The sequence below is a fragment of the Polymorphobacter sp. PAMC 29334 genome (assembly GCF_019431245.1).
In the GTDB taxonomy this organism is placed as follows: Bacteria; Pseudomonadota; Alphaproteobacteria; order Sphingomonadales; family Sphingomonadaceae; genus Polymorphobacter_B; species Polymorphobacter_B megasporae.
The window spans coordinates 104306-116401 of sequence record NZ_CP080242.1; the positions used below are offsets into that span (position 1 = coordinate 104306).

Annotated in this window: 10 protein-coding genes and 1 pseudogene; 7 read left to right on the forward strand and 4 right to left on the reverse strand. The window is 63.8% G+C overall.

The annotated features are described in order from the left end of the window. From KZX46_RS00515 to KZX46_RS00535, 5 genes are all read left to right on the forward strand, one after another. Entirely contained in the window at positions 1 to 1608 is a 1608-nt protein-coding gene (locus KZX46_RS00515) for an AMP-binding protein (RefSeq protein WP_219774041.1), read from the forward strand. An 11-nt stretch (positions 1609 to 1619) separates the two neighbouring features. After that, the gene (locus tag KZX46_RS00520; protein ID WP_219774042.1) at positions 1620 to 2276 is read left to right on the forward strand and encodes an NADPH-dependent F420 reductase; all 657 of its coding nucleotides are present in this window, start codon (positions 1620 to 1622) and stop codon (positions 2274 to 2276) included. Further along, positions 2273 to 3271, forward strand: coding sequence for an Ldh family oxidoreductase (locus KZX46_RS00525; protein WP_219774043.1), 999 nt, complete (start codon positions 2273 to 2275; stop codon positions 3269 to 3271). Before KZX46_RS00520 ends, KZX46_RS00525 begins: the two co-directional genes overlap by 4 nt. Positions 3272 to 3601: 330 nt before the next feature. Continuing rightward, positions 3602 to 3829, forward strand: coding sequence for a hypothetical protein (locus tag KZX46_RS00530; protein ID WP_219774044.1), 228 nt, complete (start codon positions 3602 to 3604; stop codon positions 3827 to 3829). Positions 3830 to 3999: 170 nt separating this feature from the next. Beyond that, the gene (locus tag KZX46_RS00535) at positions 4000 to 5064 is read left to right on the forward strand and encodes a helix-hairpin-helix domain-containing protein (RefSeq protein WP_370647428.1); all 1065 of its coding nucleotides are present in this window, start codon (positions 4000 to 4002) and stop codon (positions 5062 to 5064) included. Here KZX46_RS00535 and KZX46_RS00540 read toward each other — a convergent pair. Continuing rightward, entirely contained in the window at positions 5033 to 5317 is a 285-nt protein-coding gene (locus tag KZX46_RS00540; RefSeq protein WP_219773769.1) for a hypothetical protein, read from the reverse strand. The two genes, KZX46_RS00535 and KZX46_RS00540, sit on opposite strands and share 32 nt — an antisense overlap. Before the next feature lie 98 nt (positions 5318 to 5415). Between KZX46_RS00540 and KZX46_RS00545 the strand changes: the two genes are divergently transcribed. Further along, on the forward strand, positions 5416 to 6792 hold the full coding sequence (locus tag KZX46_RS00545) for a transposase (protein WP_219773826.1): 1377 nt from the start codon (positions 5416 to 5418) through the stop codon (positions 6790 to 6792). A 34-nt stretch (positions 6793 to 6826) separates the two neighbouring features. On the opposite strand, the gene KZX46_RS00550 is transcribed toward KZX46_RS00545, so the two are convergent. Next, entirely contained in the window at positions 6827 to 7663 is an 837-nt protein-coding gene (locus KZX46_RS00550; protein WP_219774046.1) for an IS5 family transposase, read from the reverse strand. A gap of 100 nt (positions 7664 to 7763) precedes the next feature. On the opposite strand from KZX46_RS00550, the pseudogene KZX46_RS00555 reads away from it, so the two are divergent. Next, a pseudogene (locus KZX46_RS00555) lies at positions 7764 to 8918 on the forward strand (ATP-dependent RecD-like DNA helicase); the annotation flags it as partial. A 215-nt stretch (positions 8919 to 9133) separates the two neighbouring features. Here KZX46_RS00555 and cueR read toward each other — a convergent pair. Continuing rightward, positions 9134 to 9517 (reverse strand): Cu(I)-responsive transcriptional regulator, encoded by a 384-nt coding sequence (gene cueR, locus KZX46_RS00560; protein WP_219774048.1) that lies wholly within the window; start codon positions 9515 to 9517, stop codon positions 9134 to 9136. After that, positions 9514 to 11973: a heavy metal translocating P-type ATPase gene (locus KZX46_RS00565; protein WP_370647429.1), complete on the reverse strand. Its 2460-nt coding sequence runs from the start codon at positions 11971 to 11973 to the stop codon at positions 9514 to 9516. Before KZX46_RS00565 ends, cueR begins: the two co-directional genes overlap by 4 nt. Between the last annotated feature and the right edge of the window lie 123 nt (positions 11974 to 12096).

Here is a 12096-nt window from a genome sequence, read left to right on the forward strand (position 1 = left end):
GTGAATGATACCGATCTTCGTGACCTCGGCGGCGGTACGCTCAGCGGCCTGATTGCCGCGCGCGCCCGCCAGGCACCTGACAATGTCGCCCTCGTCTTCGAAGGCACCGATTACAGCTACGGCGATATCGATAGGGCAACGAGCCGGGTCGCCGCCGGCTTCCTCGCACTTGGGCTCGCGCCCGATACCGTGGTCGCCACCTTCATGACAAATCGCCCGGAGTATCTGTTTACCAGCTGGGGAATCAACCGCGCCGGCCTGATCGGTACGTCAGTCAACACCGGTTTCAAGGCGGCGTTCCTGCTTGCGCCGATCGAGCGAGCCGAAGCGGCGGTGCTGGTCACCGAACAACGGCTAGGCGAAGTGCTGATGACAGTCGATGCCTTTCCGGCGACGCTGAAAACCATCGTCTTCATCGACGGTGTCCCGGACACTGTGCCGGCCGGCGTTGCAGCGATTAGCTGGGACGACTTCCTCGCCGCCGGCGACCCCGACGCGGCTTTCCCGGCGCGAGGGCCGGGCGACACTGCAGCAATCAGCTTCACCTCGGGCACCACCGGCCGCAGCAAGGGCGTCGTCTCGCCCAACCTGATGGGCCTGGTGATGGGTAAGGAATCGGCGGCAGCTTTCCAGTTAACGCCGTCCGATCGGCTCTATACCTGCATGCCGCTGTTCCACGGCATGGCGCAGGTAACCACCGGTATCGCTTCGCTTTACGCCGGTGCGACGATGATCCTGGCACGCGGCTTCAGCGCCTCGGGCTGGTGGGATGACATCCGCCGCAACCGCGCCACCCAGTCCAGCGCGCTCGGTTCGATGCTGCATATGGTGCTGGCGCAACCGCCGTCGGAAGCGGACCGCGACCACCAGGTCACCCGCATTTTTTCGGCGCCGGCGCCGGCCGACATTCTCTACCGGTTCGAGCGGCGGTTCGGCGTGCATCTGATCGAAGGCTACGGCTCAACCGAGATCAAGAACTGCATCTACAACCCGATCCAGGGCCGCAAGATCGGCGCGATGGGCAAGGCCACGCCAAGCTCGGACATCGAGGTCCATGATATCGCCGGCAACCGCTGTGCGCCAGGCCAGGTCGGCGAGCTCGTCTATCGGCCGCGTCTGCCGAATATCATGATGAAGGGGTATTTCCGCGAGCCCGAGAAAACGCTCGAAGGCATGCGCGGCCTCTGGTGGCACACTGGCGACATGGCCATCGAGGATGAGGACGGCTTCTTCTGGTTCTACGACCGCACGTCGGATCGCCTGCGCCGGCGCGGTGAGAATATCTCGTCGATGGAGCTGGAGGGCGTGGTGAGCAGCTTCCCTGGCATTACCGAAGCCGCCGCCGTTGCGGTGCGCTCGGATGTCGGCGAAGACGAGGTGCTCGCTGTGATCGAGACACGCGGCGTCGAGATCGACTGGCCGGCGCTCGTTGCCCATTGCGCCGCGAACATGCCGCGTTTCATGGTGCCACGCTATTACCGGGCCATGCCGGTCCTGCCGCGCACCCCGACTGGCAAGGTCCAGAAAAACGATCTGCGCGAGCAAGGACTGACCGGCGATACCTTCGATCACGTGGAAGCCGGCATCATCATTCAGCGTCAGGCTTGAGGAGAATCACAATGAAAATCGGATGCGTTGGCGCTGGCTTCATTGGCCGCGCGGTTGCCAAGCTCGCCGTCGACAACGGCCATCAGGCGATGCTCAGCAACTCGCGCGGACCGCGCTCGCTCACCAGCACCATGGTCGCGGTGAAAGCGGCGGTCGGCACGGTCGCGGATGCGGTGGCGTTCGGCGATGTCGTGCTGCTGGCGATCCCGTTTTACGCCGTCGCCGATCTCGATCCGGCCCTGTTTGAGGGTAAGATCGTCATGGACGCCTGCAACTATTATCCGGGCCGGGACGATCCCGTACCCGCCCTTGACGATGGTTCGGCGACGACCAGCGGCATGGTCCAGCAGCATCTGGCCGGCGCCAAGGTGGTGAAAGCCTGGAACGCCATCCTCGAGCGCGACATCGAGAAGGATGCGCGGGCCGCCGGCGCTGCGGACAGGCGTGCCCTGCCGATCGCCGGAGACGATCTCGAGGCGAAATCTGCCGTGGCGGCGCTGTTCCACAGCCTGGGTTACGATGTCGTCGATGCCGGGCCGCTGAGCGAGGGCTGGCGGTTCGAGCGGGCGCGTCCCGCATATTGCGTGCCTCTCGGCAAGGCCGAGCTCGAAGCGAAGCTGGCCGACGCCGGCATCGGCGAGCAGGCCGACGGGGCCTGGCGTCAGTGACGCGCCTCGCCATTGAAGAGGCTAACGCCCTCTGCGTTCAGGCGATGACCGCAATTGGTCATGCACCGGATGACGCTGTGATCATCGCCGATCACCTGATCGATTGCGAACTGCGCGGCCTGTCGTTCGGCGGGCTGGCGCGCGCCCTGTCGATCGCCGATCGGGTCAAGCAATATGGGTTGAGCGCCAAGGCGATTTCGGTGGTCCAGGAGACGCCGATCTCGGCCAATGTCGATGGTGGCGATCAGGTCGGCTATCTGGTTGCCCAGCGCGTTACCGACCTCGCGATCGGCAAGGCGCGCGCCAGCGGCATGGCAATCGTCGGCGCCAACGAAACCTGGTACACGGGCATGTTCTCTTATTATCTCGAGCAGGTCACCAAAGCTGGCTTTGTCGGGATGATTGCCGGCAGCGGCGCCGCGTTCGTCGCGCCCGCCGGGGGCACTGAGGGACGCTTCGGCACCAATCCGATTGCCTTTGGTTTTCCAACGACGGGCACCCCTATCATCTGGGATATCGGCACATCGGGTATCATGCTCGGCGAAGTCATCCTTGCCATGCGTGAGGGCCGTCAACTTAATGAGGGTGTGGCCTTTGACGCCAGCGGCGCGCCAACTGGCGAGCCGGCAGCAGCACTGGGTGGTGGTGCCGTCGGCGTCTGGGGCGGGCACAAAGGCTCGGGCCTGGCCATGGTCGTGCAATTGTTGGGCATGATGTGCGGGGCAGCCGCTGCTCCTGCGGGTTTGCGCGACTGCGGCTTCTTCATGCTCGTAGTGAATCCGGCCCTGATAGACCCTACCGGTGACTTTGCGGATCGCGCCGCCGCGTATGCCGACAGCATGCGGGCAACGCGGCCGCTTGATCCGGCGCAGCCGGTAAGAGTGCCATTCGAGCGGTCGGCGGCGACCCGGTCGGAGCGGCTGGCAAGCGCCTTTATCGATGTGTCTGACGCTGTCGTTGATGCCCTTTCGGCAATCGCAAACGAAAGGCGATAACTCCATTCATCATCGGGATCGGCAGCAAGAGGGGCCCGGCGTCGTCCACCGGAAATGCCCTGCTGCTAGCGTTGCGTGCTGCATCATTTTGACTTGGCTTTGCGCTGGGTGGTTCGGACGTGTGCGCAGTAACCTTCCCGCTTGCGGCCCGATTTTGGTGGCGCATGAAGGGAACCACTCCTATCTGCGATGTTCGATAAATCGCCGTCGATTATGGGCTCGCGATTTTATCGCGGCACCGAATTTCCAGAAACGCACGCTACGTTCAGACGGTCCTGCCCTGACAAGGGTCCAGCAGTCGCCGGCAGGTAGCGCAACGATGCGGTGGATATGTCGGGCTTCGATTTGGTGGACAGTTCCGGGTGCGCGGTGCACCAGTTCGCTATTCCAGCCGCCACCCGGCAGGGCGTGGAATACCTCCTCAACATAGCCGCCAGCCAGAATCTCGGTTTCAAAGACCCATGGGTGATCATGCGGATTGGCGCGCGGTTCCTCACGCCGGAAGTGATGAAGCGTCTGACCGTTGTTGAGGTGATATTTGATGAATGCACGCGATAGCCGCTCGACGCGGATGATCTCAGCTCCGGCCGGGACGCGCACGCGGGCGGCAAGAGCTACTCGCAGTCCCATCGCACCATATCGATCAGCTGTCTTTGCATCGGGGCGATTCGCGCCATATCAGACTTGTGCCCGCTTCGCCCCCTGCTTCAGCTTATCGCCAGCGTGGGGTGCTTGAGCAGCTGGCGGGTGCGGTCGAACGCATTACCTTCCACAGCATCGAGACCGGCTACTGCGTTCTCCGGGTCAAGGCCCGCGGACAGCGCGACCTCGTGACCATGGTCGGGCATGCCGCCGCGATCGGCGCCGGTGAGCACGTCGAGGCGACGGGCATCTGGATCAACGACCGCCAACACGGGCTCCAGTTCAAGGCGGAGACAATCCGGACAACCGTCCCGACGACGTTGGAAGGGCTCGAGAAGTACCTCGGCTCGGGAATGATTAAGGGCATCGGCCCGGTCTACGCCAAGAAGCTGGTGACGGCGTTTGGCCAGGACGTGTTCGACATCATCGAGCGCGATCCCACCCGGCTGCGAGAGGTGACCGGCATTGGCCCCGGGCGCGAGGCGAAAATCATCCGGGGGTGGAGCGATCAGCGCGCGATCCGCGAGATCATCGTCTGGCTTTACGGTCACGGCGTCAGCTCGGCGCGCGCGGTGCGAATCCACAAGACCTACGGCGAAGCGGCGATTACAACGATCAAGGCCGATCCGTATCGCCTCGCCCGCGATATCGTGGGCATCGGCTTCAAGACCGCCGATGCGATCGCGAGCAGCCTCGGCTACGCCAAGGATGATCCCCGCCGTGTCCGGGCCGGCGTTGCGCATGCGCTGACCACGGCGATGGACGCCGGCCACTGTGGCTTGCCTCGGAAGGAGCTGACGATCTCGGGCGCGGAGTTGCTCGATATTCCGGCGCAGCTGATCGAAGCAGCGGTGGCGGCTGAGCTCATCGCTGGTGAGGTGGTCGCCGGAACGACCGACGGCTGCGAAGTTATTTTCCTCGCCGGGCTCTACCGCGCCGAGCAGAGTATCGCCGACCGCCTGCTCCGCCTGCAGACTGGCCGCCTGCCGTGGTCAGCGATCGACGCGGGCAGGGCGGTACCCTGGGTCGAGCAGAAGACCGGGCTAGCCCTGTCGGCCGGGCAGGCCGACGCGCTGCGTCTCGCCGTGCTGTCTAAGCTCGACTTTGTACGATTTTTGGTCAGGTCCAGGTCCAGAACAGGCCATTGTTAGCGATATGATCGAGGGCCTGATCGATGGGCAGAACGCATCCGCCCATGTCGTCGATGTCCTCCCATTTGCGCCGGTGTGACCAGTAGTTGATCCGGACGTCGTCGCCGTTACCGGTCGGCTTCAAGCGGGCGATCGGGGCTTCGGTTGTCAGGAGATAGAGGCAGAAGGCACCTTTGTCCTGATACCAACCCACGCCGCCGCCACTGGCAGCGTCAAACGCCTCGATGCGGGCCGCGATGTCGTTCCTGTCCATGGGTCAGTCATAGCCGGTGCTGTGCAAGCGTTGCCCGAGTCAATCCGCCGCAGCGCACTTGCATTGCAACCAGTTTGCAGCGGGATTCGAAGCAGGGGATGCTGCACCATCCCAGACCCGCTATTGGCGACCCCGTTCCGCAAATCCTGCGCGACTGGCTGGGCCCTCTACGCCAATGCTTTACCGCTCCGAGCTGGGAACACCTGCTGGTATTGGCCATGGGGGCGTTGCTGGCCACCGGCAAGCGAACCGTTACCTCCTGCCTGCGGATGACCGGGCGCGCCGAAGCCGCCAACTTCGCAAGTTACCACCAGATCCTCAGTCGCGCGCGCTGGTGCCCGCGCGCCGTTGCCAAACACATCCTCGCGATGGTGATCGGGCATCTTGTTCCCGACGGGCCCATTGTTGTGGGACTTGACGATACGATCGAACGCCGCTGGGGGCGCAAGATCAGCGCCCGGGGCATTTACCGGGATCCAGTGCGCTCTAGCCATGGCCACTTCGTCAAGGCGAGCGGCTTGCGCTGGCTCAGCTTCATGGTGCTTACCCCAGTGCCGTGGACACGCTTGATGAAAGCCCTGCCGGTCTTGACCTTGTTGGCGCCATCCGAACGCGCCGATCTGCAGGCCGGACGACGTCACAAGGTGCTGACCGATTGGGCCCGGCAGGGCGCGCTGCAACTGTGCCGCTGGCTGCCCGACAGGCGCATCATCTTCGTCGGGGACAGCAGCTTTGCTGTGCACGAACTAGCCCACGCCATCACCCGACGGGCAACCCTGATCAGCCGGCTGAGGCTCGACGCCAGCCTGTTCGCGCCGCCGCCCGCGCGGACAGGCAATACCCCAGGCCGTCCAGCACAAAAGGGAAAGGCGCTGCCCAAGCTCAAATCCCTGCTCAGTGATCCGGCAACAGTGTGGAGCAGGATCATTGTCTCCGCCTGGTACGGTCAGGCTGAAGGCAAAGCCCTCGACATCACCACCGGCACTGCGCTGTGGTATCGTCCCGGGACGCCGGTACTGCCAGTGCGATGGGTGCTGGTGCGCGATCCCGATAACCGGCGCGCACCCCAAGCCTTCTTCAGCACGGACGTGAGCTTCGATGCGGCACAGATCATCGCCCTGTTCGTCCGCCGCTGGCAGATCGAGGTCACCTTTGCCGAAACCCGCGCCCACCTTGGCGTCGAGACACAGCGACAATGGTCCGATAACGCCATCGCTCGAACGACGCCGGCGCTCCTTGGCCTTTACAGCCTCGTCACCCTATGGGCCGGCGAATTGCTCAACAGCAAATCCACCCCGTACGCTGCCGCCTGGTATCAAAAAACCAGTCTCACGTTCAGCGATGCCATCGGCGCCGTGCGCATGGCGCTGTGGGTCGGCGACATTAATCAACGCTCCCCGTCCGACCGGGAAATCCACAATATCCCAGCATCGCGCCTTGTGCGTATGGCAGAGGCACTCTGCTTCGCCACATAAACGTACAAAGTCGAGCTAAGAGTCTGACTCATAATTATCCTGCATAATTACATGAGGTTACGAGTTTCCGGGTGATGAGCTGGACCGATGCCATGAAGAGCCAGGTGGTGGCGCTTTCGATGGTGTTCTCAAAGTCCTTGGCGAGGCGTCGATTGCGGCCGAGCCAAGCAAATGTACGCTCGACGACCCAGCGCCTCGGCAGGATGTGGAAGCCCTTGGCGGCGTCGGACCGCTTGATGATCTCGATTGTCCAGTTACCGATGGCCGTGAGGGCACCCCGCAGCTTGTCGCCGGCATATCCGCCGTCGGCAAAGACATGTCGTAACCAGGGGAAGCGGGTGATGACATCGGCCAGTACAAGCGGCGCGCCATCGCGGTCCTGGATGTCGGCACCATGGACGACGGCGTGGACGAGGTAGCCGCACGTGTCGGTCAGGATGTGGCGCTTCCTCCCCTTGATCTTCTTGCCGGCGTCATAGCCACGAACGCCGCCGCTCTCGGTGGTCTTCACACTCTGGCTATCGATCACGCCGGCACTCGGACTGGCTTCGCGGCCTTCTGCCTCGCGGATCGCCATCAGCAGATAGTGGTTGATCGTCTGCCACACGCCGTCATCGCGCCAGGCGTAGAAATAGCGCTGCACCGTCGTCGCCGGCGGGAAACCCGGCGGCAGCATCCGCCACGGCAGCCCGCCGCGCAGCAGATACAGCATGGCATCGACGATCCGCCGCATCGGCCATTCGCGCGGACGACCAACAGTCGAGGCCGCTGGCAGCAATGGCTCCAGCACCGCCCATTCCGCGTCGGTCAAATCGCTTGGCAAGCCCGGTCCCTTACGGGCATGCTGGGCACGGGTGGTAGCAGTCCACATCGTTGATCCTTCTGGTTCTTCGCAAAACCTCGGAATCAACATGCTGCCTGCGCGTCAAGCGCAACCGATTGATATCACCCAACTTAATTTCGGGTCAGACACTAAGATCTGTGTCATCACCGGCGGACCGGGGGTCGGCAAGACCACCCTCGTCAACTCGATCCTCAAAGTGCTCGCGGCGAAGAAGGTCGAGATCGCCTTGGCCGCTCCGACGGGTCGCGCGGCCAAGCGGCTGTCGGAATCGACGGGAATGGACGGCATGACCTTGCATCGTTTGCTCGAGACCGATCCCAAGGAGGGCGGGTTCAAACGTAACGCGGATAATCCCCTGACGTGTCAGCTGCTGGTCGTCGACGAGACCAGCATGGTCGACGTGCCGCTGATGAATGCTCTGCTCAAGGCGCTCCCCTCCGAGGCGGCGCTGCTCCTCGTCGGTGACGTCGATCAGCTCCCCTCGGTCGGGCCGGGACAGGTGCTCAAGGACATCATCGCCAGCGGCGCGGTCCCGGTGGTCCGGCTGACCAAGGTGTTCCGCCAAGCGGCGTCGAGCCGGATCATCATCAACGCCCACCGCATCAACGACGGGGTCATGCCCGACCTGACGGCGCGAGACGAGGGCGATTTTTTCTACGTCGAGGCCGACGATCCTGGCGAGGTCGCCGATAAGGTGGTCGATCTTGTCGCCAGGCATATCCCGCGGCGGTTCGGGTTCGACCCCGTGCGCGACATTCAGGTCCTCAGCCCGATGCAGCGCGGCGGTGCCGGCGCCCGGGCCCTCAATGCCCTGCTGCAAGCCCGCCTCAACCCCCCGACCGATCAGGCGATCGAGAAGTACGGCCACCGCTACGGTCCGGGCGACAAGGTCATGCACATCATCAACGACCGCGAGCGCGATCTTTACAACGGCGACCTCGGCGTCGTCGTTCGGGTCGACCACAGCGAGAGCGAACTGACCGCGCGGTTTGGCACAACCGAGACCGTGTTTGATTTTGGCGAGCTCGACGCCCTGCAGCTCGCCTACGCGACCACCATCCACAAGTCGCAAGGCTCGGAGTACCCGGTCGTTGTCCTGCCCCTGACGATGCAGGTGTACACGATGCTCGGGCGCGAGCTGATCTACACCGCCGTCACCCGAGCCAAGAAACTGCTTGTGCTGGTCGGGCCCAGAAAAGCGCTCGCGATCGCTGTAAAGCGAAGGCAAAAGCGCCGCTGGTCGCTATTGCGTGACCGGCTTACAGATCGAAGGGCTACTTGAGGAACGTCCGCTAATCGCATCCGGTTACCCAAAAGCCGACATGCAGCGATCGGCCCCCGAGGTGGCGGGCAGTGCCCGTACGGCAAGTGCCGGATTTGGGTGAGAAGCGGCCCAGAGGGTTTCGGGACGGCCTGGTCGAAAGTCGGCCTTCGCTCGGTGTCACAACCGTTTCGGTTCTACCCTCAAGGCGGTCGAGTAGCTCTAAGCCGTAGAAGCTATTCGGCCAGATGTTTGATGATAGGGCAATCGGGGCGATCATCCCCCTGACAGGACTGGGCAAGTTCACTCAGTGATCGGCGCATGGCTTCCAAGACGAGGACCTTGCGGCCTAGTTCGGCGGCGCGCGATTGCGCCAAGGCCTTTACCTCGGCGCTCGACCTCGCGCGATCCGACCAAAGTCCCAGCAGTGTGCGAATTTCCTCGATCGGAAACCCGAGGTCGCGTGCGTTGGCGATAAAGCGCAGCCGATGAACGTCGGCATCCGAATAGTCTCGGTAGCTCCCGCGCCGGGGCGGCGCGGGCACCAAACCGATTTTCTCATAGTGGCGGATCATGCGTTGCGAGACGCCGCTGGCGTCTGACGCCGCGCCGATGTTCATAGCTTCACCGTGTTCAACCGCAATGCGTTGAGGACCACTGTAAGGGACGAGAGCGCCATCGCCGCGCCGGCCAACATCGGCGAGAGCAGAATGCCCGCCACGGGGTAGAGCACACCGGCCGCGACAGGCACGCCGATGCCGTTGAACAGGAACGAGAAAAACAGGTTCTGGCGGATATTCCGCATCGTAGCGTGTGCGAGCTTGCGCGCGCGCACGATCGCCGAGAGATCGCCGCGCGTGAGCGTTATGCCGGCGCTTTCGATCGCCACGTCCGTTCCAGTGCCCATCGCCAGACCAACATCGGCGGCGGCAAGGGCGGGAGCGTCGTTGATCCCGTCGCCCGCCATCGCGACCTTGGCACCGCTCGCCCTCAATTCGCCGATGATACGCGCCTTGTCTTCCGGGCGCAGGCCGGCGCGAACGTCGTCGAGACCGCCGACGGCGCGAGCGACCGCATCCGCGGTCGCCTGATTGTCACCAGTCAGCATGATGACGCGAAGCCCCTGCTGGCGGAGTGCGGCGATTGCCTCCCTGGCGTTGGCGCGCACGGGATCGGCGACCGCGAGCAGGCCGGCAAGAGCGCCATCGATCGCCACCAGGATGACGCCCGCACCGTTGCTACGATGTCGATCAGCAGCGGCATCGAGGGGCTTGGGATCAGCGCCGATCCGGCTCATCTGCGCGGCGTTCCCGATCACGACCGAACGGCCGCCAATCGTAGCGCTGACCCCCAACCCGGTCTGCGAGATGAAATCGGCAACCGTCCCGAGCTGCAATTTACGTTCCTTGGCGGCAACGACAATCGCGTGGGCGAGCGGATGCTCGGATTGCCCTTCAACCGCGGCAGCGAGGGCGAGCATGTCGTTTTCCTCGACAGCGCCGACCGTCTCTATCGCGATCAGCGACGGCTTGCCTTCCGTGAGCGTGCCCGTCTTGTCGATGACGAGCGTATCGACCTTTTCGAGCCCCTGTAGGGCTTCGGCATTCTTGACCAGCACGCCGGCCTGAGCGCCGCGGCCAGTCCCGACCATGATCGACATCGGAGTTGCGAGACCCAGCGCGCAGGGGCAGGCGATGACCAGCACGGCAATGGCATTGAGCAGCGCATGGCCCATGCGCGGTTCCGGGCCGACCAGCGACCACACCACGAATGTGGCGATCGAAATTAGCACGACCAGCGGCACGAACCAGCCCGACACTCGATCGGCGACCGCCTGTATTGGCGCACGGCTGCGCTGCGCGTCCGCGACCATACGGACGATGCGCGCGAGCATCGTATCCGAGCCGACTGCGCGTGCTTCCATGACAAGGCTTCCCGTGCCGTTGACCGTTCCCCCGGTGACGGCCGCCTCGACCTCCTTGAGGACGGGCGCGGGCTCTCCGGTGAGCATGGATTCGTCGACCGAGGAGCGTCCCTCGACTACCACGCCATCGACGGGGATCGCATCGCCAGGGCGAACGCGCAGTCGATCACCGGCCGCCACGTCGGCAAGGCTGACTTCTTCCTCGAACCCGTCCGATCGCAACCGGCGCGCCGTCTTGGGGGCAAGATCCATCAGGGCGCGGATCGCGCGCCCGGTCGCCGCCCTAGCACGCAATTCAAGGACTTGGCCCAGCAGCACCAGCGCCACCACCACCCCGGCCGCCTCGTAATAAACCGGGACCACCCCCCCGTGCATTCGGAAGGTCGGGGGAAAGATGCCAGGCGCGACTGTAGCGACTAGGCTGTAGACGAAGGCGGCCCCGACCCCGATCGAGATCAGCGTGAACATATTGAGATGGCGGGTACGAAGTGAGGTCCATCCCCGCTCGAAAAAGGGCAAGCCCGCCCACAGCACGATCGGAGCGCTGAGCGCGAGCTGTATCCAAGGTGATGAGGCAGGACTGACGACATGGATGCCGAGCATCTCGGCGACCATCGAAATCGCCAGCAGCGGCACGGCGAGCACACCCGCCACCCACAGACGGCGCGTGAAATCGACCAGCTCAGGATTGGGGCCATCGTCGAGCGACGGTTCTTCCGGTTCGAGCGCCATGCCGCAAATCGGGCACGTCCCAGGTCCCTCCTGACGGATTTGCGGGTGCATGGGACATGTCCAGATAGCCCCCGTTGTCCTCGTTGGCTCAGGCGTCGGCTTGTCGCCGAGATAGGCATTAGGGTTCGCGACAAACTTGGTTAGGCAACCGGCGCTGCAAAAATGATAGGTTTGGCCGGCGTGCTCGGCATGATGTGCCGTTTTCGCCGGATCGACCGCCATCCCGCACACCGGGTCCGTAACCGTCGCCGCGCTCTCGGCGGCCTTGCCGCCAGAGCAGCAACCGCCTGTTTTGCTGGTTTGTTCGGTCGTCACGGGGTTGTCAGAGCAGCAGGACGAGGGCGCGACAGCTGCCTCCTCCGCTGGCTTTGCCGAACAGCCGCAGCCCTTTGCTTCGGATCCGGATTGAGGGTCGTTCATGACATGAAACTCCTTCGACCCAAAAGCATGTAGGGTCTGACATCATGTCAGGGTCAAGGCCTATCCGCTGCGATGGTCAACTATCGGAATCTACGCGGCGCAGGCGGTTAACCCTCACGAAGT